We start from the raw sequence: 25236 nt of genomic DNA, 5'->3' as shown, positions 1-25236 counted from the left end.
ATTAGTGGTTATTGGTAATTAAGTATGTCTTTAACTCAAAACTATAAATTAAACCTGATCCAATGGTATCCAGGTCATATTGCTAAAGCGGAAAAGAAGCTGAAAGAACAGCTAACGCGGGTAGATGTGGTACTAGAAGTCCGAGACGGGCGAATTCCTTTGGCGACACATCACCCCCAAATAGATGAATGGGTGGGAGATAAACCACGGGTATTGGTATTAAACCGATTAGATATGATTTTGCCCCAAGTGCGATCGCAGTGGGTAGATTGGTTTAAGCGTCACGGTGAAGTCGCCTATTCTACTAATGCGAAACAAGGTCAAGGTATAACAGCGATCGCCAAAGCCGCCCAAGCAGCAGGAATACAACTAAATCAAAGAAGACGCGATCGCGGAATGTTACCTCGTCCAGTCCGGGCTGTAGTTATTGGTTTTCCCAACGTTGGTAAATCAGCCTTAATTAACCGTCTTCTAGGAAAGCGAGTCGTCGAAAGTGCAGCCCGTCCGGGGGTAACTCGTTCCTTACGTTGGGTGAGAATTTCCGAACACTTAGAATTACTAGATTCTCCTGGTATTATACCTTTGAGAATGGGAAATCAAGAAGCAGCTATTAAATTAGCAATTTGTGATGATATTGGTCAAGCATCTTATGATAATCAATTAGTAGCCGCCGCCTTCATAGATTTACTCAACGAACTGCAAGAGACAGCCGGACATTTATTACCACCATCACCCTTATATACCCGCTACCAACTTGACCCCGTAATGTACACCGGAGAAAGTTATTTACACGCTTTAGCAGAACATCGTTACAAAGGCGACGTAGAACGCACCGCCAGACACCTGTTAACAGATTTTCGTAAAGGCTTATTAGGCACAATCCCGTTGGAATTACCGCCTAGCCTTTGATTACAAGCTAACTGGGAATGTGCGATATTAGAGCGCTCTGATATCGCACTGCTGGATATAAAATAAGAGGCGATTTTTAGGATGAAGAGAGAGCGAAGCGCTCCGTAAGAATCGCTTTTTTGCTATTATCTTAACAACAGACTGCAAATACGAAATTAATTTTCACTCATCTCCCATAGCAGCAATTTTATATTATTTAGAAAGTCGTAATCAGGAAATTTCCACTTTTATTGAAAATTTAAAACGTCATGGAGTGAGTGAAGAACTAATTAACATAGCCTTACATGACATGACCCACTGATGATATTATTCCAGTAGGGTGGGTTAGGACGGTAGTCCGTAACCCACCATTATCCTTCAATTTAAGCCCTGACAAAATTTATTTTTAAGACAACCGTTTAGCTTCCACAGTTAACGGTAAACTTGCTTTATCTGGTAATGCACTAAATTCTAATTCCCAACCATTTGCTAAAGTGAGAACCACGCCATCGTTACTATCTGCTTGTTTAACAACTTCTTCTTCCAGGTCTTTTTTAGCAACATAAGCCACCAAAGTTCCTGCATCATTCATCCGCAACATTACTTTCATGAATTCTCCTCAACCGCTTCTAGTTCTCTTTTCCGACAACCGACAACGAACCCTTTCTCCAAAAAATGCACCGCATAAATATAGGAATTTTGTAGATAAGTGCCTATACTTGCTATGTAACCAATATCTCCTTTGTTCCCTAAAACCTCCCCGACTTCTCTACCAGCAAACGTCCCATCATTTTTGATCAGTTTGCGAAGTCTGACTTTTTGACCAATTTCAAAAACAGGCGGTAAATTTAGCTCTAATTCATCAGGTTGCATGAGAGTACCTCTGTTCTCTTACCAAATTCAAAAGTTCTTCAACGGTTAAGTTGCGTTTTTGCTTTACCGACTGCTGGCGGACTGCATCCAAAACAGACTGGGTTTCCTCTGGGTTGAGGAAAATATCATTTTGCTGTAGCAAGCTGGTCACCAAATGTCTTCCAGAATGCTTACCCACGACTAAACGCCGTTCCCAACCTACTTCTTCGGGTGCATATGCTTCGTAAGTGAGGGGGTTTTGCAGTACGCCATGAGCATGGATTCCCGATTCATGAGCAAAGGTATTTTCACCTACAATTGCTTTCCAAGGTGGGACATGACAATTGGATGCTGAAGCTACCAGTTGCGATAGTTCCACCAAACGGCGAGTATCAATCCCTAAATTGATCCCATAGATGCGTTTAATAGACATGACAACTTCTTCTAAAGCTGCATTTCCCGCCCTTTCGCCTACCCCGTTGACTGTGGTATTTACAGATGTGGCTCCCGCTTTGATACCAGCTAAGGCGTTAGCAGTCGCCAAGCCAAAATCATTGTGAGTGTGGATTTCCAGGGGAATGGACAAAGCCGAAACTAGCTGTTTGACTTTGGCGTAGGTGCTGAAGGGGTCGAGAACTCCCACAGTATCGCAGAAGCGGAACCTTGATGCGCCCCATTCTTGAGCATTCAGGGCGACATCTAACAGGAAATTGGGGTCAGCTCTAGAAGAATCTTCGCCACCTACTGCTACCCAAAGACCTTGATCAACCGCAAAGCTAATACAGTCTTTGAGTCTCTGCAAACTTACCCGCCATTGACCATGAAATTTAGCGGCGATGTGGATTCCAGAAACGGGGATCGCAATATGTACTCGTTTCAACCCGCAGGTGATAGAAGCTTTAATATCGGAAATCACCGCCCGGTTCCAACCGAGAAGACTTGCTTGCAAACCCAAGTCAGCAATTGCTAGAATAGCGTGGGTTTCTGCTTCGCCCATTGCGGGAATTCCCACTTCTAGTTCGGGAACGCCAATCGCATCGAGAAATTGTGCGATCGCTATTTTCTCTTCAAAGGTAAATGCAACACCCGCCGCTTGTTCACCATCACGTAGTGTAGTGTCATTAATTAAGATTTCATTCATCTCACACATCCCTTTTAGGAATTATTCTTAATATGTTTTCTGCTTTGGGAACTTATTTAGCTGAAAATTCTGTAATGGTAAATGCCTAATACAAATGCTGATAGCTAGCTTGGCGTAGCCATTATGATGAATGGTAAATGCTATAAACTCTCAGATTTAATAGTTCATGTTCATGATTATTAAATCATAGCTAAATTCCTACATCATATCTGTATGGAAGAGAACCAAATATAGGTATATTTTAGAATCATTTTTACTATTGCTAAATCAAGTATTTTATAATAGCGAGTCATTAAGGTAACTATTAGCAAATTCTCAATACAGCAGAATAGCAAATATGGCAATAAAGTTAACCAATATAGTCCTTTGCTCGAATAATGACACGGCATTTAGTTGTGATCATGTGGGCAAGCTAATACACTGGAAGTTAGACAAAAAATTTGTTAGTGATGGTCATCTAGCCAATCGAGAATCTGCTCTAGTTGCTCTAAGTTGACTAATCCATATTGCCAAAGGAGCATGGGTAAGGGACCATTATCAAATTTACGATGTCTTTGGGCTACAGCGATATCTGCATTTGTCAGTTCGAGTTCTTGATGTAAAAAATTGAGCAATTTTCTCTCGCTGTTACAGGTGGTCATAGTCGCGTTTGCTAGGTATTGATTGTGTTTCGTGTCACGCAGAGGCGCAGAGGGAGAGTTTAGGAGGTTTTTGTATTCCAGCAGCGTTCTAGCCAATCTACTAATTCGTGGCGAGAGGCGAGAAATTGCATTAAGGTACTGCGGATGAGAATGGCTTCTAGGAGGTTATTGACTTTGACTCGTAGGGAACCATCGCTGTGACAGCAGCAGGGAATCTTTAATTCTTGTAAACGTTGGGAAATTCGCCAGCGATCGCACAAGGGAATCTGCAAAACTTGATCGCCAAGGGGGTCAGAACTATTCGGTGGGGACATGATTAACGATTTTTGGTCAACAGTTCTTTGTCCTGGGTTTGCAGTTGCTGTTCTAGTTTCTCGATGCGGGAGAGTAAAGAACTAATTACTGTCGCTTGGTCATCGGGGAGTTTTCCATGTTCTAGGGGATGCAGGTTAGCGTTTGGTTTGGGAGAGATAATTCTACCAGGAATCCCGACGACAGTTGCATCTGGGGGAACATCACGCAAAACAATAGAACCAGCACCAATGCGGACGCGATCGCTAATTTGAATATTTCCCAAAACTTTTGCACCCGCACCCACCACAACGTTGTTACCCACCGTAGGATGACGCTTACCACTTTCCTTACCAGTACCGCCCAGAGTCACACCCTGATAAATTAGCGTATAGTTGCCCACAATGGCAGTTTCACCAATCACCACACCCATACCGTGGTCGATAAACACACCTTTACCAATCTCTGCACCTGGGTGAATTTCAATTCCTGTCAAGAATCGCGCCAAGTGAGAAATCAGACGGGGAATGAAACCCACACCCCGACAGTGTAACCAGTGGGCGAGACGATGCAAACACAGAGCGTGTAACCCTGGGTAGCAAAACACCACCTCTAGCCAATTCCGTGCTGCTGGGTCGCGTTCAAAGATGATTTTAAAATCACTCAAAAGTGGTTCTAAAAAAGCACCAGAGAACAGATTTTTTAGCAAAGATGTCTTTGGAGAACGTGGTTTGATTGCAGCCTGACGGTTTTTGATACTGTTTAATGACTGTTGCATCGGTAGTGTTTGGTTCAAAGAGCCATGTGCTATTTTTATGCTTATATCAGGTGACTCCCAACTGGACAGTACATTAAACGCCGATTGGATTTATTGGATTAATTACAGTTGTACTCAAGCATCTCAAACCCTGATTTAAGATAAACTTAAAATTTCCCTTGGGGTGGGGGTGCTAGTATTTAATAATGGGGGTACTGGTGTTTTTAGGGTAGAGGCTTCAGAATTATTGTACTCACCACAAAGAACTTTACCTGTAAGAGTTTGCAGCGAATTAGGCAAGTTATTTTGCAATTTATTAAGTTGTACTCACTTGCGCGCCAAGATGAGGTAGAGAGAACAACAAATGATATATCTGTATACTCAGCTACGATTCTTATTCTAATATTTAGCTGAGGAAAAAACAGGTTTCTTTATTTTATTTTAGGTTTTGTTGTCTGTGTGTATATATACGTTTTGTAAATATAGATAATGACTTTTCTAAACACATATCTTACACCAATTGCTTCAGAGAACACTATAAAATAAATTATCCCATTTTGTGGGATGGGCATGGGAGCATCCCACTTTTTTAGTACGTCATTGCGTTCGCGTAGCGTGTCCGAAGGACTTACGGAACGAAGTGGAGTGAAGCAATCGCAAAATCTCTCACTAAAAACGAGTCCATGCGATTTCTGAGTCGCAAGGCGACACGCACGCTACGCGGTAAGCGTTCGCGTTAGCGTGCCGGAGGCTCTAGCTATGCCGAAGGCTTTACGTCGTTCCTCCTCTCTGCGAGTCGCTACGCGAACGCAATGACAAGATTATTCTTTTACTGACAAATAAAAACTGGGATGCGCCCGATGGGCATCTTGCCCGTCTTTGGTGTTTAAGTGATAGCACTTAAGGCGATTAAGTATCAACTGTGCTAAGACTGGATGGTGTGCATCTCCAGATTCCATGAAACAGCAAAAAAATACATTTAGCCATCTCACCGCCATAGAAAGAACTTATTTATCATTTCCAGCACAGTTTTTATTAAATCAAAACCTGCTTCAAGGAAAAATCCTAGATTTTGGTTGTGGCTTTGGCAATGATGTTAAAATGTTAGCTCAAAAAGGGTTGGATATTACAGGCTATGACCCGCATTATTTTGACCAATATCCTCAAGGTAAATTCGATACAATAATTTGCTTTTATGTTTTAAATGTTGTATTCCCTGAAGAACAAGCTAATATCCTTATGGAAGTATCCCACTTATTAAAACCAGGAGGTAAAGCTTATTATGCTGTGAGAAGGGATATTAAAAGAGAAGGATTTAGAGAACATTATGTCCACAAAAAGCCTACATATCAATGTTTAGCTAAACTTCCCTTTCATTCATTACACTCAGATGAGATGCGGGAAGTATATGAGTACGTTCATTATAATCAACAACGAAATTCAACTAATTATTGTATATTTTGCAATCCTCATAAACATCTCAGATTATTAACGGAATCAGCCACCGCCTATGCTATGTTGGATGGCTACCCTATAAGTAAAGGACATACTTTAGTTATTCCTAAACGTCATGTCAGCAATTATTTTGATTTACCATTTAAAGAACAGTCTGCTTGCTGGTTCATGGTGAATAAAGTCCAAGAAATGCTCAAGACAGAATTTGCCCCTGATGGTTTTAATGTAGGAATGAACATTAATCGAGAAGGCGGGCAGAATGTTATGCACACCAGCATTCATGTCATCCCTCGTTACAAAGGTGATGCTGTTGGTAAAAGTGGTATTAGGAAAGTTATTCCTAAAAGCAAATAGTTATATAGGATTCTTACTTAATTTTTATTGGCATAGCCGGCTCTTTGCACTTACAGATACGTAGATGTGTAGCAATACTACTCGGTTAAGCAAATTCGTGAGCCGAAAACCCTTGTAGAGACGTTCCATGAAACGTCTCTACACTCCTTAACCGAAAAGTATTGAATTAACTTAGTGAATTTTTTCTGCGTTTGATGCCATAACCAAAAACTCCGGCAATACCTAATAAGCTTAATACTGAAAAAGGTTCGGGTACTGAGGTAGCAGCCGTAACTACACGAATCCAGTCTCCAGGTTGAGTCACTCTCATTCTTAAATCTAAAGTGTTACCTGAGAATGAATACTGATCACCACTATTAGAACCATTTTCAAAACCTCTAGCATTGAAGGAACCAGGGTATGTTGTACCCGTAGCACCTAAAATACTATTACTAGCTGCTTCAAGTCTACCTCTACTGTCTGACATGATACCTAAAATATCACCATCAAACGTCCACTGGCTAGTACGTTCAGTAACACGAGTACCATTAGGTATATTTAGAAAGATCATGTGCCTGCTGCAATAAAACCATTATCAATTAGAAGATTTTCGGTTAGTAAAACATTCTGCTGGTTGCTAATATCAGCCTAAGTCCATAGTATGCGATCGCATCTACAAACACATATAAATCTCGTCCATCTTCAAAGTATTTTTACTGGAAACTTTAATATTAAAAGTAATTAGTTTTACAATTTATTTCAAATAACACAATTTCAAATATGCAATGTTACAATTAAGAGTAAATTTATTACAAAATTTCAACCGAATCTGTACCTATATGCTAAAAGTTATTTTTATTTATAAATCAGCTTAATTCATCATAAATAAAAGTAATTCGCGCAGTCATAGCCTTAAATAAAAACAGGAGTGATGTTGTGTTTAACTCAGGTCAAATATTGCAAAAAAGATATGAACTTCAACAACAGTTAGGTCATACTATGGCAGGTCGTCAGACTTGGCTATCAAAAGATTTAGATAATGAAAATCATGAGTTAGTTATTCTCAAACTTCTGGTTTTTAGTGCCGAATTTCAATGGGAAGATTTAAAACTATTTGAGCGAGAAGCCCAAGTCTTACAAAATCTCAATCACGAGAGAATACCCCGGTACCGAGACTACTTTTTAGTTGACCAGCAGCCAGGCTCAGGTCTAAGTTGGTGGTGTTTGGTACAAGATTATATTCCTGGTTCCACTTTACAAGATTTGTTAGCAAAAGGTACAAAATTTACTGAGCAAGAACTTAAACAAATTGCCAAAGGAATTTTGCAAATTTTGATTTATCTCCATCAATTAAATCCAGCCGTTCTCCATCGGGATATTAAACCCAGTAACTTAATTCAGGGTGAAGATAAACAGATATATCTGGTGGATTTCGGTGCGGTACAAGACCGAATGGCTGTCACCAGATTAACCTTCACTGTAGTGGGTACTGTGGGCTATACTCCAATGGAGCAGTTTTGGGGACGAGCTGTACCAGCTTCTGATTTATATGGTTTAGGAGCTACTTTAATTCATTTACTCACAGGTGTAGCCCCTGCTGATTTACCTCAGAATAATTTGCGAATTCAATTTGCAGGTTATACCAATGTGAGCGCCAATTTTGTAAGTTGGATTGAAAAATTAACCGACCCAGCTTTAGAAAAAAGATTTGCTACTGCGAATGAATCTCTTGAGTTACTTTTTCAGGAAGTTAAATCTAATTCTGTTCAGACATTTTCCACCAAAAAAAAGCCAGCTATACACTTTATTAGACCTTGTATTGTAGTAACTAAAAACTCTCCAGAAGAATTAGAAATTTATCGATATAAAGAACCAGTAGACTACAAAAAATTGTTAATATTGATACCATTATTTTTATTTTTAATTGGGGGAGTTCAATTCTTGGGAATTAGTGGATTTATTCTATTAGTATGGATAGTACTTAGATGGAAAATACTAGACGATTCCACCAACAAAGAAATTGATGTATTAATTAAAAAAATTGTAAATAGAGATGTTGATTTGATTAATAAAAATCACTATGGTGGTTATATTCGTTTTGATGCCAAAGATAAATATTTTTTATTTAATAACTGCTGGTTTGGGAAATTTGAGTCAAGCTCTGATTTCATTACAAATATTCGCTCTATTTATGTATGTCAACAAAGTGAAAATTCCTCAGACCAACACAGATGGCAAGTAGTTATCCGTACATATCGTCATCGTATGCACTTAGATTGGCGTTTAACTGAAGAAGAATGTGGTTGGTTAGTTAATGAAATTCAAACTTGGCTCAATCAATCTTGAAACACGACTATGGCAATTTTACCCACAGTCCGTTCACTCTGACTATAATTATGAGCCGCAGCTAGTTCAGCCAAAGGAAAACTCCGGTCAATCACGGTTCCCAGTTTACCCGCCTCAATTAATTCTTTCAGATAAACCAAGTCTTCAGTGTTAGGCCTTTCAATTACAAACTTGGCTTTTTGACCAGGAAGGAAAGCTGTTAACACACTTTGGACTAAAACTTCTGGTGTAGGTAAAGTCGAAATGTAAATCCCGTTAGGTGTCAGGACTCGTTTGCAATTAGAGAGCGATCGCTTACCCACCGCATCAAATATAATATCGTACTGTCTACTATTTTCTGTAAAATCTTCTTGAGTATAATCAATTACTCTATCCGCCCCTAGAAATTTCACAAACTCCAAATTTCTGGTACTACAAACACCAATAACTTCTGTCCCCAAAGCCTTGGCAATCTGCACTGCAAACATACCTACCCCACCCGAAGCGCCATTAATTAGCACAGTTTGACCTGATTTGATATTTCCTTGGTCGCGCAGCGCTTGGAGAGCCGTCAGCGCCGCTAAAGGCACAGTAGCCGCTTCCTCATAAGTCAAATTCGTCGGCTTGGAAGCAATTAAATTTTCTGGTACAGCTGCAAATTCTGCATAAGCACCTCCAGGGAAGCTAGTACTACCATAAACAGCATCTCCTATCTGAAAACTTCTCACCTGGGAACCAACAGCGACCACTTCCCCAGCCAAATCAAACCCCAAAATCAGGGGAAAGTTATTACCTGAGAGCAAACTCAGCATACCCTGGCGGGTTTTCCAGTCAATGGGATTAACGCTACTTGCATGAACCTTCACAAGCAACTGATTCGGCTTGATTTGCGGTTGCGCCACCTCTTCGTACTGCAACACCTCAGCCGACCCATACCGACGGATAACTACCGCTTTCATGCTTTTCTCCTGCCACCCTGTTGAACTAAAAAGCTTCTTGTCAACCATTAACCCAGTTTACAGGACAGGGCGAAAGTATCTTTGGGCAGAATTATCGTCAACAACTTACTCCTGCTCCCTCTCCTTGCTAAGGAGAGGGTTGGGGTGAGGTTTCTTCAATTAGCCCCAGGCTTAATGAATAGGTATTTTTATCTCTCAAAAATAAAATAAATATAAAACGCATTTTTTCCTCTAAAAAAATGCTAGGTTAGATACATAATCGGATATGCTCGACATCTCAATTTTAACTTTGCGAAATCCTCAATCCATTCGCCCTTAACAAGTAAATCCAGTAGGCAATTATTCACATTATGCCCTTGTAGCTATAAATTATCAATAAGTGTATGATGAATATTAACAGAAATCCTTTTATTATCCTGTCCCGGCAATTTCTTAATGATTAATTCTTGATTTTCTGCAAAAAAAATTAAATAAATATAAATTGCATTTTTACCTCAAAAAAAATGATATGTTAGATACAGAATGGGACATTTGACGGCTCTGGAGTAGTACGACATCAATCTGTCCCAGTTTTTCACCCCTTAATTCCCTAGTATTTGTCGTTTTAAATGGGATTTCAGGCTGATTTGAGTACAGATTTATGTACCGAAAAACTAAGAGAAAATAGATTAAGACCCTTTCTACAACTGGGTTGCAGATGAGTACCAAGAAATCCTGAACCCCTATTGCTAAATACTCGTACCCCAACTGAAAAATACTAGCACCCCTACCCGAAAAATAAATATTTAATGTTTGTAAAACCCACACAGATAGGGTTTGCAGATTTGAGTACAAGCGTAATAAATCCAATAAATTCTATACTTCATAAACGCGCCGACCATTTGAGAACGACTGCTATAAATCTTATATCGCCAATCACTCAACGCCCAGCCAAAAGCAAAAGCGCCAAGTGAGTGGAGGGATGAGATAGCACCATGCCTTAAGTGAATCGAAGTCGCGGCTGTACTCACACACAAATACCCCAGATAGATCCTAAATTTCAGACAGACCAGCTATATATCAGTCAACAGTAAACAAAGTAATAATTGTTAACTGTTAACTGATTACAAGACGCGACTTCAATTCTTAGGTAAAGACAGTAGCAACGGCATCTCCCACTGTGGCATTTAGCCCACCACTGACCCTTGCGAAATTCAATGATACTACCGTCTAACGGACTCCTCACCTCCTCCAATCAGGAAGCAGCATCAACCCAAGCAAAATCAGGTGGCTGCGGATGCGACAGCAGCACCACCGTCGAAATGGATCAAAAGCTCCAAGAACGCATCGCCCAACATCCCTGTTATAGTGAAGATGCCCATCACCACTACGCTAGGATGCACGTTGCAGTTGCACCAGCTTGTAACATTCAATGCAACTATTGCAACCGCAAATACGACTGTGCTAACGAAAGTCGTCCTGGAGTAGTTAGCGAATTGCTAACACCAGAAGAAGCTGCACACAAAGCTTTGGTGATTGCAGGCAAAATTCCCCAAATGACAGTGGTCGGAATTGCGGGGCCTGGTGATCCATTGGCGAATCCTGAAAAGACTTTCCGCACATTTGAGTTGATTGCAGACAAAGCACCAGATATTAAGCTTTGCCTTTCAACTAACGGTTTAATGTTACCAGAATACATTGACCGCATTAAACAACTAAATATCGATCACGTTACTATCACTCTAAATACCATTGACCCAGAAATCGGCGCTCAGATTTATTCTTGGGTTCACTACAAACGGAAACGTTATAGAGGTGTTGAAGGGGCTAAGATTCTGCTAGAGAAGCAGATGGAAGGCTTGCAAGCTTTGAGAGAAGCTGATATTCTGTGCAAAGTTAACTCCGTGATGATTCCAGGAATTAATGATCAGCACTTGATCGAAGTCAATAAAATGATTCGTGAAAATGGTGCTTTCCTGCACAACATCATGCCTTTGATTTCTGCACCGGAACACGGCACACATTTCGGCTTAACAGGTCAACGTGGCCCCACACCCAAAGAAGTCAAGTCAGTTCAAGACAATTGTGCCGGCAACATGAAAATGATGCGCCATTGTCGCCAATGTCGAGCCGATGCGGTAGGATTATTAGGAGAAGACCGCAGTCAGGAATTTACTAAAGATAAATTCTTGGAAATGACTCCAGAATATGACTTGGAACAACGCACCCTTGTTCACGAAGGAATTGAGAAGTTTAAAGAAGAACTGAAAATAGCCAAGGACAAGGCTAGCGCCGGCAAGAAATTTGCCAATAATCCCAAAATATTAGTTGCAGTCGCCACCAAAGGCGGTGGATTAGTTAACCAACACTTCGGTCATGCGAAGGAATTCCAGATTTACGAAGTGGATGGTAATCAAGTTACTTTTGTCAGTCATCGCAAGATTGACCAGTATTGTCAAGGTGGATTTAGTGAAGAAGCCACTTTTGAACATATCATGGCAGCGATCGCGGATTGCAAAGCAGTTTTAGTTTCCAAGATTGGTAACTGTCCTCAAGAGAAACTGCAAGAAGCCGGAATACAGACCGTCGAAGCTTACGATGTGATTGAAAAAGTTGCTTTGGAATTTTACGAGGAATATGTAAAGGAGTTAGGAAATTAGGGAATAGGGAGTAGGGAGTAGGGAATAGGGAATATTTACCACTTACCACTCACCACTCCCCACTCATCCCTTACCACTCCCCACTCCCCCATCTTCAAAAGGAGAATAATCATGGCTTATCAAGTCACTAGCCAATGTATTTCCTGTGATCTTTGTCTGTCTGTATGTCCCACTAATGCAGTGAAGGTAATTGACGGTAATCATTGGATTGACCCCGAACTCTGCACAAACTGCGTTGGTAGTGTTTATTCCGTTCCTCAGTGTCAAGCTGGTTGTCCCACCTGCACCGGTTGTGTGAAACAACCCAACGATTATTGGGAAAGCTGGTTTGCTAATTACAATCGCTCTTTAGCAAAATTAACTAACAAACAAGATTACTGGGAACGTTGGTTTAACTATTATTCCACAAAATTCTCTGAACAATTATCTCGCCATCAGAGCGAAGTCATAGGTGTATCAGGATGAGCATCATTTATCTAGACAATAATGCGACAACGAAGGTAGACCCAGAAGTTTTAGAGGCGATGTTGCCTTATCTGCGGGACTACTACGGTAATCCTTCTAGTATGCACACCTTTGGTGGACAAGTTGGCAAAGCCGTGAAAACAGCACGCCAACAATTAGCAACGCTCATCGGTGCTGAAGAGTCAGAAATTGTTTACACCAGTTGCGGTACAGAGGGAGATAACGCTGCCATTCGCGCCGCACTGTTAGCACACCCAGAAAGACGACATATCATCACAACACAGGTTGAACACCCAGCCGTTTTGAATGTCTGCAAACAACTGGAAACCCAAGGTTACACTGTTACCTATCTTTCGGTAAATCATCAGGGACAGCTAGATTTAGCTGAACTCGAAGCTTCGCTGACTGGTAACACTGCTTTGGTAACAATTATGTATGCCAATAACGAAACCGGTACGGTTTTCCCCATTGAGCAGATTGGGTTAAGAGTTAAAGAATTTGGCGCTATCTTTCATGTCGATGCAGTGCAAGCAGTGGGAAAAATTCCCCTCAACATGAAGACCAGCACGATAGATATGTTAACTCTGTCCGGTCACAAAATCCATGCTCCCAAGGGAATTGGGGCTTTGTATATCCGGCGCGGTGTGCGGTTTCGTCCCTTGTTAATTGGGGGACACCAAGAACGTGGTCGTCGGGCGGGAACAGAAAATGTCCCAGCGATTATTGCTCTAGGTAAAGCGGCAGAATTGGAACTCTTGCATTTAGAAGAGGCTACCACAAGAGAAAGAAAATTGCGCGATCGCCTGGAACAAACTTTACTCGCTAAAATTTCCGACTGCGAAGTGAATGGCGACCCAACGCAGAGATTGCCGAACACGACGAATATTGGCTTTAAGTACATAGAAGGTGAAGCAATTCTGCTTTCCCTGAACAAATACGGTATCTGTGCCTCATCTGGTTCTGCTTGTACTTCCGGTTCCTTAGAACCTTCTCACGTTCTGCGGGCTATGGGTTTACCCTACACCACCTTACACGGTTCCATTCGTTTCAGCCTGTGTCGCTACACTACAGAAGCCGAAATCGATCAAGTTATCGAAGTAATGCCCAGTATTATCGAACGTTTACGCGCCATGTCCCCCTTCAAAAATGATGATGCGGGTTGGCTACAAGAACAAGAACAAGCATTAATTCATAGATAGGGTAATGGGTAATGGGTACTGGGTATTGGGAAAATTATCCTCATCCCTCATCCCGCCCTAGTGCCTAATCTAAAAGACGCTCGCGGACTCGCTAACGCTGCGCTATCCAAAATCCAAAATCTAAAATCTAAAATCGACCATGTGGGACTACACAGATAAAGTATTAGACTTGTTTTACAATCCCAAAAACCAGGGAGCTATTGAAGAAACCGACGAACCTGGTGTGAAACTGGCAATGGGAGAAATTGGTAGTATTGCCTGTGGTGATGCCCTAAGATTACATTTGAAAGTTGAAGTAGAATCTGATACGATTTTAGATGCACGCTTTCAAACCTTTGGCTGCACTAGTGCGATCGCCTCTTCCAGTGCTTTAACCGAAATGGTCAAAGGTTTAACCCTAGATGAAGCTTTGAAAGTTTCTAATAAAGAGATTGCAGATTACCTCGGCGGATTGCCAGAAGCCAAAATGCACTGCTCTGTCATGGGGCAAGAAGCGCTAGAAGCCGCTATTTATAACTATCGTGGCATCCCTCTCGCTACCCATGACGACGATGACGAAGGCGCATTAATTTGTAGCTGCTTTGGTATCAGCGAAGCCAAAATTCGCCGTGTAATTGCAGAAAATCATCTCACTGATGCTGAACAGGTAACAAATTATGTAAAAGCTGGTGGCGGATGCGGTTCCTGTTTAGCGAATATTGATGATATTATAAGAGAAGTAAAGGAGAAAGCCGCCGTACCTGCTCTCAACAAACACAGCGTCGGAGTTGCTAACTCTGGGCAGCAATTACAAAAACCTCTAACCAACGTGCAGAGAATTGCACTCATCCAAAAAGTTCTCGATGAAGAAGTCAGACCCGTGCTGATTGCAGACGGTGGAGACGTAGAACTTTACGATGTCGAAGGCGATAAAGTCAAAGTCGTACTCCAAGGAGCTTGTGGTTCTTGTTCTAGCAGTACAGCCACCTTAAAGATTGCGATCGAAGCCAGGTTACAAGATCGTGTCAGCAAGAACCTGGTAGTTGTAGCAGTCCAACCATAACTTTAAGATTTACACACTGCACAAATAGAGCCTGTTATTCATTGAGCAGGAACAGTAAGTAGGATTTGAAAGATAATTTTCGCCCCATCAATGCTTCATTCCTACTGAAAACACACAGCAACCGCACATAGGTGAAAGTTTTAAACACCTAATTGTCAATTGCATTATCCCACTCGCTTCAAAGGAATCAGGATATGAGTTTGTACGAAAACATTGGTGGACAACCAACTATTGAAAAAGTAGTTGATGCCTTTCACAAAAGCGTGATGGCAGACGGTAGCCTCAAAGGCTACTTCGCTAAAACCGATATGGCCAAACAACGCGCTCATCAAATTGCTTTCTTCTCTCAGATATTTGACGGACCAAACCAATATGCTGGTCGTCCAATGGAAAAAACCCACACAGGTATGAAGCTCAACGACCAACACTTTGATGCAGTTTCCAAGCATCTGGGTGCAGCAATGGCCTCAGCCGGAGTATCCGCAGAAAACAGCAGCGCTGCAATGGCTAAAGTCTCTGGTTTAAAGGCTTCTATTTTGAACAAATAGGACTTGGGCATTGATTGACGAATAATTACGTCAAGTCCTGCTTCTTATCTCCACATATTTGTACAGTGTGTAATTCCTTTGTCATTTACTAGACAAATGGCAAAGGAAACCAAATAAACAAAAAATTAACCCGAACTATTATGACACCAAAACCCTTCGATTTTGCTGTGGAGCGATCGCCCCCGGCGACGTTCTACATCCGCTCACTGCTGTAGCTCAACAGGCGTGAACGTCAACCAACAGACCCACTAACCAACCAATTGCAGGAGATAAACAATCATGACTGAAGAAAAAATTAGACAAATAGCTTTCTACGGTAAAGGTGGTATTGGTAAATCTACCACTTCCCAAAACACCTTAGCAGCTATGGCAGAAATGGGTCAACGCATCCTCATCGTTGGTTGTGACCCTAAAGCTGACTCCACCCGTTTGATGCTACACAGTAAAGCTCAAACAACAGTTCTTCACTTGGCTGCTGAACGTGGTGCAGTAGAAGATATCGAAATCGAAGAAGTAATGCTGACCGGTTTCCGTAACGTTCGTTGCGTAGAATCTGGTGGTCCAGAACCCGGTGTAGGTTGTGCTGGTCGTGGTATTATCACCGCCATCAACTTCTTAGAAGAAAATGGTGCTTACCAAGACTTAGATTTCGTATCTTACGACGTACTAGGTGACGTTGTATGTGGTGGTTTTGCTATGCCTATCCGTGAAGGTAAGGCACAGGAAATCTACATCGTGACATCAGGTGAAATGATGGCGATGTACGCTGCTAACAACATCGCTCGTGGTGTTCTTAAGTATGCTCACACCGGTGGCGTGCGTTTGGGTGGTTTGATCTGTAACAGCCGTAACACTGACCGAGAAATCGAATTAATCGAAACCTTGGCAAAACGGTTGAACACCCAAATGATTCACTTCGTACCCCGTGACAACATCGTTCAACACGCTGAATTGCGTCGGATGACAGTTAACGAGTACGCACCCGAAAGCAATCAAGCTAACGAATACCGCACATTGGCTACCAAGATCATCAACAACAAAAACCTAGCTATTCCTACACCTATCGAAATGGAAGAACTAGAAGAATTGTTGATTGAATTCGGTATTCTCGAAAGCGATGAAAACGCTGCAATGTTGGTTGGTAAACCAGCTGGTAAATAGTAATACCGTAGGAAAAAGGAAGAATTTTATATCTTACCTTCGACCTTCACCCTTGCATCTCCCCCTACTAAACCTAGAGGGGACTCTAAGTCCCCTATTCCCAGAACCTTACGAATCGGAGAGGATAAAATGACACCTCCAGAAAACAACAAGACTGTTGAAGAAAGAAAGGAACTTATTAAAGAAGTTCTCAGTGCTTACCCAGATAAAGCTAAGAAAAAACGCGAAAAGCACTTAAATGTATTTGAAGAAGGTAAGAGCGATTGCGGCGTTAAATCTAACGTCAAATCTCTTCCTGGTGTAATGACCGCTCGTGGTTGTGCTTATGCAGGTTCCAAGGGTGTGGTTTGGGGTCCTATTAAGGACATGATCCACATCAGTCACGGACCTGTTGGTTGCGGTTACTGGTCTTGGTCTGGTCGTCGTAACTACTACATTGGTACTACAGGTGTTGATACCTTTGGTACTATGCACTTCACCTCTGACTTCCAAGAAAGAGACATCGTTTTTGGTGGTGACAAGAAACTACTGAAATTGATCCAAGAATTGGAAATCCTCTTCCCTCTTAACCGTGGTGTATCCATTCAATCTGAATGTCCCATCGGTCTAATTGGGGATGACATCGAAGCTGTAGCTCGTAAGGCTGCAAAAGAAATTGACAAGCCTGTTGTTCCAGTTCGTTGCGAAGGTTTCCGGGGTGTTTCTCAGTCCTTGGGACACCACATCGCTAACGACATGATTCGTGACTGGGTATTCCCCAGATCCGATAAAGCTAAAGCTGATGGTTCACTGAAGTTTGATTCTACTCCTTATGACGTAGCAATCATTGGTGACTATAACATCGGTGGTGATGCTTGGGCGAGCCGTATTCTTCTAGAAGAAATCGGTTTGCGTGTAGTTGCTCAGTGGTCTGGTGATGGTACTATCAACGAAATGTTGATGACCCCCAACGTGAAGATGAACCTCATCCACTGTTACCGCTCGATGAACTACATCAGCCGTCACATGGAAGAAAAATATGGTATTCCCTGGTTGGAATACAATTTCTTCGGTCCTACCAAGATTGCTGAATCTTTACGGGAAATTGCTTCTAAGTTTGACGAAAAAATCCAAGCAAACGCTGAGAAGGTTATTGCTAAGTATCAGCCTACAATGGATGCGATCGTTAACAAGTATCGCCCCCGTTTAGATGGTAAGACTGTCGCTATGATGGTTGGTGGTCTACGTCCTCGTCACGTTGTCCCAGCTTTCCAAGACTTGGGCATGAAGATGATTGGTACTGGTTATGAGTTCGCTCACAACGACGACTACAAACGTACCACTCACTACATCGAAAATGGTACTATCGTTTACGATGACGTGACCGCTTATGAATTTGAGGAGTTTATCAAAGCCCTCAAGCCTGACCTTGTAGCTTCTGGTGTGAAAGAGAAGTACGTCTTCCAAAAGATGGGTCTGCCTTTCCGTCAAATGCACTCTTGGGATTACTCCGAACCTAGCCATAGTGCATGAAAGTCAATGACAGCAAGATGTTTTCGGCGCTGATATAAAAAACAATATATTTTTAGTCTAAATGCAAGTTTTAGGAGAATCTATAAACTATATATTTTTGATGCTTTAAATAATATAACTCTTATCTGCAATAGTTTTGAGGATTTGGTTAAATTTTGCTGAAATTAAAACTGTAAAAGCAAAGACTATTTTAGATGCTATTTTTTTAGCTTAAATAGTGCGATCGCATGATGGATGATCAAAGACCAGGGATGCGATCGCTTTAACTCCATAATCAGCCAGGCGATCGCTAATTGTCTTTAAAATTTATTTATATCTTAGCCCTTGTGAATCTTATAGCGCACAGTATAATCCCAACTGGAATACCAATTTCCTCGCTTTTTGAAGTTCCAAATTTGTAAATGGCTACCATTTGGTAGTGATTGTACTGGGAATTCACGTAGATGCTGACCAAGTTCATCATCTTTATCCATCTTCATTATCCCACCAACTACACCGATGGCAACTGGAAGAATCAGTCCTGCTACCTGGGCTGGAGGGACACTCGTAGCGAGTAGTGCAGTAGAGACACCAGCTCCTATTTTTGTAACTGTTTCACCATGATTCGACCAATCTTTATTCGAGTCCTCATCAAAGGCTACTAAAGCAATCTGTAAAATCCGATTTTCTGGAACATCACTATCAAATACAGTACCACCGCCCTGGCCAAATTTCTTCGTCTGTTTATCATTAATCGAAATTGGTCGAGTTAATACACCTCTGATTTTTAGGTCATCATTTTCTTTTTTTCCCATTGGTGCAAGTCCCACTGCACCTACTATATAGAATTCATCAGCACCTGTGACATCTTCAGTATCACGGCAATGTACGTCTACTAGTTCTACTCTCATTCTGACCATAACTGCAAACTCCAAAAATGTTGTTTAACGTTTAAGACTATTCTTCCTCTACAGTCTTTGCTGACACTGTAAAGATGGATGAATAATCTCTAACAAGGAATACACACTGGGTTAATTGTTTTCCTGATATGGATAAAATTTATCCATAAAAGTTAGCCAACAAGGGTGCTATCGCTTTGACTCCATCATCAGCCAGGCGATCGCACACTTTGTTAATCGTGCTAAATTGCAAATATTCATGGTTTTATCCAGCAGAATCAACTTTAGCTAAAATATGCTTGACAGCATCGACAATTACATCAGGTTGGTCTACCCACACAAAATGACCACTCTGTTCTGCTGGTATTTGCAAACAATCTGTTGATAGATTACATAAATCAATGTGCATTTTATCCCGTAATCGATTAGAACCTCGCAAAGGAATAAAAAGAGTCCAAAAGGAAGGTTTGAAAAAAGAACTGGCTTTGATGCTCACAATAGGCATAGATCCAAATTGGCTAGCAACACTAACCTGACGTGCGCTGTGATTTAGATTTAACATTTCCCGAATCATCATCATCCAGTGTTTAGCACGACAGAAGGAACGTTTCACTGAATTCAGAGAATGTTCCGAAAACTGGCGTAATTCAGGTTTTAACAATTCAAATATGCCGCATATTCTTAATAGCCGAATAATTCCCAGCATTGAGCCGATAATAGACATCACAAATCCTGAGATAAAAAAGAGCTTTAAAGCTTGTAACTGAACAGTCATTTTCAGCATTCCTTTTTCATGTAATCCGTCTGTGAGGACTATTCCCAGAACCTTCTCAGGAAACCGATGAGCATACAATCTGACATTGTAGCTGCCAAATGAATTACCTATTAAAATATAGGGTGGCGCAATTCCTGCTTGGGTGAGGAGTTTATCTAATTCCAATACTATTTGTTTGCTGGTGCGGGGATGTGGGCTGTGATCACTCCACCCATAGCCGGCTCTGTCGTAAATGCAGACTTGCGTTAGCTTCGCCAATTCTTCCACTAGTAAGTAACCCTCTATTCCCCCCAGGCTATGGTCTAGAACAATGGTGGGACTACCTTTTCCCGCAACGTGGAGATGTAGACAATATCCACCTATGTCAAACAGCTTACCTGGCGGTGGTTGTCGGTCTTCCAGCCAAGATGCGATCGCTTGATAAATACTTGTAGCAACTGGTAGAAAAATTTTGATTAGACTCGAAATCATTACATCCTTTTACCATCTGATTATTTATAGGATAAAAAATTCTGATAAGCATCATAGCCTCAGAAATATCAGTTAAATCATGCTAAAAAATAACGATTACGCCCCTGAGCTTTGGCTTGATAAAGGGCTTGATCTGCTGCTGAAATCAGATCCAAAGGAACCATATCAGGCGTAGGAATTAACGTCGCAATTCCAATACTCAAAGTGACATACCCCTTCACAGCCGAGGCCGCATGGGGAATATTTAGCTGTTGCATAGCTGTACGAATTTCTTCGGCAACTTGAATAGCTCCCTCTGTGTCAGTATTTGTGAGAATAACTACGAATTCTTCGCCACCATAACGTGCCGCTAAATCTGTAGAACGTTTGATAGTTTGTTGCAAAGCTTGGGCAACAAAGAGTAAACAATCATCCCCCGCAGTATGACCATAAGTATCGTTATATTGTTTAAAATAATCAATGTCACATAAAAGTAGAGAAACAAAACCTTGTTCTCGTAAAAGATTTTGCCATACATCATGAAGCTTGTGATCAAAACTGCGGCGATTGGCGATTTGAGTTAATTGATCTACCAACGCCATATTTTCAAGTTGCTGGTTAGCTTGCTGTAATTGTTGATAAAGTTCTGATTGCTGAATCGCGATCGCCACCTGCGTAGCTAGTTGTTGAAGGAGTTCGCTTTCCCAAGATTGCCATTCACGAGGGGCGCTACAATGATGAGCAACCAACAGACCCCAAACGCGATCGCCTTGTAAAATTGGTACAACTAGCTTGGCTCTTACTTGGTATTTTTGTAATAACTCTAGATGACAAGCAGTCAGTCCGGCGCTGTCAATATCTGGAGTGACTTTAGTTATACCATCTTGATATAAATGTCCGTGGGTTTCGGCAAAGTAACTGTCTATAATTTCCATATTTAAAATTGCCTTCCAGCCTTCACCCACAGACTCGGTGACAATCACACCACTCCAATTTGGGTTAAAGCGGTAGATAATCACGCGATCAGTTTGCAGAATTTGTCTGACTTCAGCAACAGTGGTGTTCAATATTTGATCTAAATCTAAGGACTGGCGAATGTGCTGTGCGATCGCCGCCACCATTCGCTCCTGTCTGATCTGATTTTGCTGTGACAGTTCTGCCTGTTTATGGGCTGTAATATCTGTAAATGATGCGACTACTGCATAGGGTTTTAACTCATCTGCTTGAAACAATGGTTGAGAATTAATCGAAATCCAACTGAGGCTGTCATCAGGTTTATAAACCCCCATGATCACATTAAATTGGGGTTCTCCTGTACGTAGTGTGACAATGGCCGGATGAGTTTCGCCAGGAAAAGAAGTACCATCTTCATGAATGGCTCTCCATCGCGGATCAATAGAAGTTCGCCCCATCATTTGGTCGGCGGTTAACCCTAAAATTCTTTCGGCGCTCTCGTTACAAGCACTGATACGTCCATCCGCTTGCTGTAACACAATACCTTCTGCCAACGTTGAAATTACTGAACGATAGCGTTTCTCACTCTCTCGCAGCGCTTCTTCCATCCGCTTCCGTTCAGTTATATCAGTATGGGTTCCCAGTAACCGTAAGGGAAGACCATCATCTGTACGACTAAAAATTTTCCCCCGATCTAGAACCCACTTATAAGTTCCATCTTTGCACTTGACACGATGTTCACTGACATATTGTTGAGTTTCACCGCGAAAATACTGCTGAATCTTCTCGTAAACCCCTGCTTTATCATCTGAATGCACCAGTTGATCCCATTCACTGAGCGCATTTCCAATCTCATGTTCTGCAAAACCTAACATTTCCTTCCAACTGCGAGAGAAAAAGACTTCATTAGTTTGAGCATTCCAGTCCCAAACCCCATCACCGTTTCCTTCCAGGGCATATTGCCATCTTTCTTCACTGGTTTTGAGTGCAGCTGCGATTTGTTTACGAGAAGTGATGTCTTCAAAAATGTATAATCTGCCAAAATATCGATCTTGACTATCCCGAATTTGGCTGGAAAAGCGACGAATTGTGCGCCCATCCACAAATTCAATTTCATCTTCAATCGTGCAGCAATTTTCTTCAGACTGTAATGGTTTACAAGTTTCGGCAAATGCTGGCACATCAGCAATTAAGGTGATGCAATCAGGAATGATGTCATTGTTTTTCATCATCCCCAGTTGCATTCGGGCTTCTAGATGTTCCAGACTCCAAATTTCACAAAAGCGGTGATTGAAGTAAAGAATTTCGTCTGTGCGATTATCAACTACGAAAAATGCCAGCAAAGAAGTGTCTGTCATCGAACGTAGCAGAGCTTCTTGCCAACGTAGCTGCTCCTCAACACGCTGGCGTTCCTTGAGACAAGTTTGCTGCTGAGTAATATCCCTGTCCAGAATTTTTTTGTAATTCTTATGCAGAGTTCTTTTTGTTAGCCGTAACTTTTGCTTTGGCTGAACTATCGGATGATTGAGATTATGATGAAATTGCGGTAGAGACTGATGCGGTTGTGCTGGCTGAATAACGATTCCTAGTTCTGTGGCTACTAGTTGGAGAAATTCAATTTCTAAGGAACTCCACTCGCGCGGATTAGTACACTGTTGAATAATGAGTAAACCCCACACTTGAGGAGAGGCACTAGAAGTTTCATCAATATCTTTGACTAAAATTGGCACGACTAAGTTAGCTCGAACCTGCAACTTAGTTAATAGCTTTTTGTAACAAAGGTCAATGGGTTTAGCATGAATATCTTCAATAACATGAATCCATTCCCCTCGATACTGTTCTACCGATTTAGCATTGAAGCAAGGATCATAAATTAATTGTCCTAGAATTGGTGCGAATTCGGAACTTACCGATTCTGCCGTTACTACTCCACCTCCATTTGGTAGAAAACGATAGATGATCGCGCGATCGCTTTCTAAGATTTTTTTAATTGTACTAACAACTATGTTGAAAATTTCACTCAATTCCCGTGATTGGTGAATTTTTACAACCAACATCCTAATTTGATATAAGATATGCTGTAAGTTAGTTTCAGTACCGGATAGGTCATTGAAGAGCATAGCGATACAAAAAACTATATTTTATTTATTGCCACAAATTGTAAAAAACAGTTAAATTTTATTTGGACTTTCCAATTTATAGGTAACTTAAAACCATAACGCAATTTTTCATACTTAGCAATAAAGTCCATATATAGTAATTTTATACTGGCTAAGATATTAAAATTAGATTAAGATTTCAGCAAATTATTTGGACATTTCACAAATAATTTACAGCTTGATGTTGAGATTAGGCGATCGCCTCAGAAGGAAAAACAAGGAAAAATATAATATCTTCTTGTAGGGTGTGTTGTCGCGTAGCGCAACGCACCTGATCAATCATGGGCATCCTAGAAAACAAACCCTATTTTCTCACATCCATGCCCAACTACCGCAGACCGGAAATTTCCGGCGGAACCTACTTGATCACCCAAGTTACCTACCAAGGGCAACCGTGGCTTTGCTCCGATACTGGACGTACTGCCCTGCGTGCTGCTGTTAATCAAAAGGTTTGTAACCAAATACTATGGGAATCAGTTAGGGCTTGATGTTCATATTTCGCGATCGCGTCAGAAGCGAAAAGAAGGAAACCTCTGGCAACGCAGATTTTGGGAGCATTTACAGCAATTTTCGGGTAAATGAACTACATTTTTTTGTCTCACGCAGAGGCGCAGAGCATTGAAGGCGGTTAGCTTTTACGTCGTTGTTCGACTAATGCAAGAGCAGGTGAGAGTAAACCAACTACTGCTGCCATTAAGTTCAAACCTTGCACAAATGTACTATTTGGACCAATCGCAACCAGAATGTACAACGAAAGAACCATCACAATAAGCGATATTGCACCCATATACCACAAAAATGCTGATTTTCTCAGCAGGGCTGACTGGCTGGCTCTAACTGGCTCTGTATTGCTTAAACAGGTGTAAGAATAGTCATTTTCACACATTGCATGGTAAAGAAACTTGTCTGGATTTTTGGAGTCATATTTTATGATCAACTCGAATGTGTATATAGATTTAATACCTAGTGCAAGGCAGACAGTAAAGACATCAATGCTTGGCACCTTTGAGGCACTGGTAATATCAATGACACAATTACGGGAGCCACCCTGCTTCTTGATAGACTGCTCCAAACTATTCTTGAGATTTGAGTAGGTAATAGGGATGAGCTGACGGTCAAGTAAGCGTTCATTTATTCGCTTATAAATTTCTGTTGTGCTTGATGCAAGCTTTTCTAACCGATTCCATATTTGGTTGAATACTGAAATTGCTTGAGTGTCAGTTAAACCAGTTTTCGTACCTTTTACATGCACAAGCCTAACTGATTCTATTTCTAGATTATCATAACTATATGCAATAGCATTAATGTACGTATCTACTCGGTCGGAGAATAAAAATAGAAATAGAGTTCTAGCCATTAACAAGCTCCTGAAACCGACGAATGCAATTTTTGCCACTTGTTTTTGCTAGTTTCAAGGCAAAGTAAGCTTGCCTTGGACTTTCTCCAAGTCCAATTGATAAAGTACTGCGGGCTTGTTCTGCAAATTCTGCCCTCAATTTTTCGAGGACTTCCAATGAAGAATTGTCTACAGGTATGCTTGCCAGAAGATTGTCTCCTCCGTTAAAGATAAGTTTTGCTCCAAAGTCGCTCACTAATTTTATTTCCAGCCAATTCATAGCACTTTGAAATATCTTGGAGAACTCAACAAGAGCCTCACTGTCGTTAACCAACATAAAATATTCAAGACGATGACCGACATCATCACCATCAACTGCTAAAAACATTTCATTTACAGAATCCACGATTTACTATTTCTCTTCCAGACAATATTTTTGAAATATTACACTAATTTGGGATTATTCTGTCGAAAAA

The 25236-nt window shown here is 41.2% G+C and carries 23 protein-coding genes and 1 pseudogene; 11 read left to right on the top strand and 13 right to left on the bottom strand.

The genetic code is table 11. The features are described from left to right. Window positions 1-24 precede the first annotated feature (24 nt). Window positions 25-909 (top strand): ribosome biogenesis GTPase YlqF, encoded by an 885-nt coding sequence (ylqF, locus tag ACM0OW_RS04970; RefSeq protein WP_414548937.1) that lies wholly within the window; start codon window positions 25-27, stop codon window positions 907-909. Window positions 910-1294: 385 nt separating this feature from the next. On the opposite strand, the gene nifT is transcribed toward ylqF, so the two are convergent. The 6 genes and pseudogenes from nifT to cysE all read right to left on the bottom strand — a co-directional run bounded on the left by nifT (window position 1295) and on the right by cysE (window position 4591). Beyond that, the gene (gene nifT, locus ACM0OW_RS04965; protein ID WP_414548936.1) at window positions 1295-1498 is read right to left on the bottom strand and encodes a putative nitrogen fixation protein NifT; all 204 of its coding nucleotides are present in this window, start codon (window positions 1496-1498) and stop codon (window positions 1295-1297) included. Beyond that, window positions 1473-1761 (bottom strand): annotated as a pseudogene (locus tag ACM0OW_RS04960) (nitrogen fixation protein NifZ). The gene nifT and the pseudogene ACM0OW_RS04960 overlap by 26 nt, the downstream one beginning before the upstream one ends. Then, on the bottom strand, window positions 1751-2881 hold the full coding sequence (gene nifV / locus ACM0OW_RS04955) for a homocitrate synthase (RefSeq protein ID WP_414548935.1): 1131 nt from the start codon (window positions 2879-2881) through the stop codon (window positions 1751-1753). The pseudogene ACM0OW_RS04960 and the gene nifV overlap by 11 nt, the downstream one beginning before the upstream one ends. A gap of 443 nt (window positions 2882-3324) precedes the next feature. Beyond that, a complete protein-coding gene (locus ACM0OW_RS04950; RefSeq protein ID WP_414548934.1) occupies window positions 3325-3522 on the bottom strand; it encodes a DUF2949 domain-containing protein in 198 nt (65 codons plus the stop codon). A 59-nt stretch (window positions 3523-3581) separates the two neighbouring features. Then, on the bottom strand, window positions 3582-3836 hold the full coding sequence (locus ACM0OW_RS04945) for an Asr1405/Asl0597 family protein (RefSeq protein WP_414548933.1): 255 nt from the start codon (window positions 3834-3836) through the stop codon (window positions 3582-3584). 2 nt (window positions 3837-3838) lie between these two features. Next, window positions 3839-4591 (bottom strand): serine O-acetyltransferase, encoded by a 753-nt coding sequence (gene cysE, locus ACM0OW_RS04940; RefSeq protein WP_414548932.1) that lies wholly within the window; start codon window positions 4589-4591, stop codon window positions 3839-3841. Window positions 4592-5527: 936 nt separating this feature from the next. Here cysE and ACM0OW_RS04935 point away from each other — a divergent pair. Next, entirely contained in the window at window positions 5528-6379 is an 852-nt protein-coding gene (locus ACM0OW_RS04935; protein WP_414548931.1) for an HIT domain-containing protein, read from the top strand. 166 nt (window positions 6380-6545) lie between these two features. On the opposite strand, the gene ACM0OW_RS04930 is transcribed toward ACM0OW_RS04935, so the two are convergent. Continuing rightward, a complete protein-coding gene (locus ACM0OW_RS04930; RefSeq protein ID WP_414548930.1) occupies window positions 6546-6929 on the bottom strand; it encodes a hypothetical protein in 384 nt (127 codons plus the stop codon). A gap of 365 nt (window positions 6930-7294) precedes the next feature. On the opposite strand from ACM0OW_RS04930, the gene ACM0OW_RS04925 reads away from it, so the two are divergent. Beyond that, window positions 7295-8704, top strand: a complete 1410-nt coding sequence (locus ACM0OW_RS04925) for a serine/threonine protein kinase (RefSeq protein ID WP_414548929.1) — start codon at window positions 7295-7297, stop codon at window positions 8702-8704. Here ACM0OW_RS04925 and ACM0OW_RS04920 read toward each other — a convergent pair. After that, window positions 8695-9642 carry an NAD(P)-dependent alcohol dehydrogenase gene (locus tag ACM0OW_RS04920; protein WP_414548928.1) on the bottom strand — a complete coding sequence of 316 codons (948 nt, stop codon included), beginning with the start codon at window positions 9640-9642 and terminating at the stop codon, window positions 8695-8697. The two genes, ACM0OW_RS04925 and ACM0OW_RS04920, sit on opposite strands and share 10 nt — an antisense overlap. Window positions 9643-10838: 1196 nt before the next feature. Here ACM0OW_RS04920 and nifB point away from each other — a divergent pair. From nifB to nifD, 7 genes are all read left to right on the top strand, one after another. Next, window positions 10839-12281 (top strand): nitrogenase cofactor biosynthesis protein NifB, encoded by a 1443-nt coding sequence (nifB, locus tag ACM0OW_RS04915; protein WP_414548927.1) that lies wholly within the window; start codon window positions 10839-10841, stop codon window positions 12279-12281. Between the two features lie 111 nt (window positions 12282-12392). Continuing rightward, complete coding sequence (locus ACM0OW_RS04910; protein WP_414548926.1) at window positions 12393-12746, top strand: 4Fe-4S binding protein; 354 nt, start codon at window positions 12393-12395, stop codon at window positions 12744-12746. After that, window positions 12743-13945: a cysteine desulfurase NifS gene (gene nifS / locus ACM0OW_RS04905; protein ID WP_414548925.1), complete on the top strand. Its 1203-nt coding sequence runs from the start codon at window positions 12743-12745 to the stop codon at window positions 13943-13945. The genes ACM0OW_RS04910 and nifS overlap by 4 nt, the downstream gene beginning before the upstream one ends. 139 nt (window positions 13946-14084) lie before the next feature. Beyond that, a complete protein-coding gene (gene nifU, locus ACM0OW_RS04900) occupies window positions 14085-14987 on the top strand; it encodes a Fe-S cluster assembly protein NifU (RefSeq protein ID WP_414548924.1) in 903 nt (300 codons plus the stop codon). A gap of 194 nt (window positions 14988-15181) precedes the next feature. After that, window positions 15182-15535: a group I truncated hemoglobin gene (locus ACM0OW_RS04895; protein ID WP_193998000.1), complete on the top strand. Its 354-nt coding sequence runs from the start codon at window positions 15182-15184 to the stop codon at window positions 15533-15535. Between the two features lie 279 nt (window positions 15536-15814). Then, the gene (gene nifH / locus ACM0OW_RS04890) at window positions 15815-16696 is read left to right on the top strand and encodes a nitrogenase iron protein (RefSeq protein WP_414548923.1); all 882 of its coding nucleotides are present in this window, start codon (window positions 15815-15817) and stop codon (window positions 16694-16696) included. A gap of 129 nt (window positions 16697-16825) precedes the next feature. Further along, window positions 16826-18208 (top strand): nitrogenase molybdenum-iron protein alpha chain, encoded by a 1383-nt coding sequence (nifD, locus tag ACM0OW_RS04885; RefSeq protein WP_414548922.1) that lies wholly within the window; start codon window positions 16826-16828, stop codon window positions 18206-18208. Between the two features lie 317 nt (window positions 18209-18525). On the opposite strand, the gene ACM0OW_RS04880 is transcribed toward nifD, so the two are convergent. The 3 genes from ACM0OW_RS04880 to ACM0OW_RS04870 all read right to left on the bottom strand — a co-directional run bounded on the left by ACM0OW_RS04880 (window position 18526) and on the right by ACM0OW_RS04870 (window position 23385). Further along, window positions 18526-19107 (bottom strand): hypothetical protein, encoded by a 582-nt coding sequence (locus ACM0OW_RS04880; protein ID WP_414548921.1) that lies wholly within the window; start codon window positions 19105-19107, stop codon window positions 18526-18528. A gap of 244 nt (window positions 19108-19351) precedes the next feature. Then, on the bottom strand, window positions 19352-20332 hold the full coding sequence (locus ACM0OW_RS04875) for an alpha/beta fold hydrolase (protein ID WP_414548920.1): 981 nt from the start codon (window positions 20330-20332) through the stop codon (window positions 19352-19354). Between the two features lie 77 nt (window positions 20333-20409). Then, the gene (locus tag ACM0OW_RS04870) at window positions 20410-23385 is read right to left on the bottom strand and encodes a diguanylate cyclase domain-containing protein (RefSeq protein WP_414548919.1); all 2976 of its coding nucleotides are present in this window, start codon (window positions 23383-23385) and stop codon (window positions 20410-20412) included. A 320-nt stretch (window positions 23386-23705) separates the two neighbouring features. On the opposite strand from ACM0OW_RS04870, the gene ACM0OW_RS04865 reads away from it, so the two are divergent. Next, window positions 23706-23912 carry a hypothetical protein gene (locus ACM0OW_RS04865; protein ID WP_414548918.1) on the top strand — a complete coding sequence of 69 codons (207 nt, stop codon included), beginning with the start codon at window positions 23706-23708 and terminating at the stop codon, window positions 23910-23912. Window positions 23913-24052: 140 nt separating this feature from the next. On the opposite strand, the gene ACM0OW_RS04860 is transcribed toward ACM0OW_RS04865, so the two are convergent. Further along, entirely contained in the window at window positions 24053-24781 is a 729-nt protein-coding gene (locus ACM0OW_RS04860; RefSeq protein ID WP_414548917.1) for a hypothetical protein, read from the bottom strand. Next, window positions 24774-25166, bottom strand: a complete 393-nt coding sequence (locus ACM0OW_RS04855; RefSeq protein ID WP_414548916.1) for a mCpol domain-containing protein — start codon at window positions 25164-25166, stop codon at window positions 24774-24776. Before ACM0OW_RS04855 ends, ACM0OW_RS04860 begins: the two co-directional genes overlap by 8 nt. Between the last annotated feature and the right edge of the window lie 70 nt (window positions 25167-25236).

This window comes from Anabaena sp. CCY 0017 (assembly GCF_963920885.1).
In the GTDB taxonomy this organism is placed as follows: domain Bacteria; phylum Cyanobacteriota; class Cyanobacteriia; order Cyanobacteriales; family Nostocaceae; genus Nodularia.
This window is presented reverse-complemented; position numbering and strand designations above follow the sequence as displayed.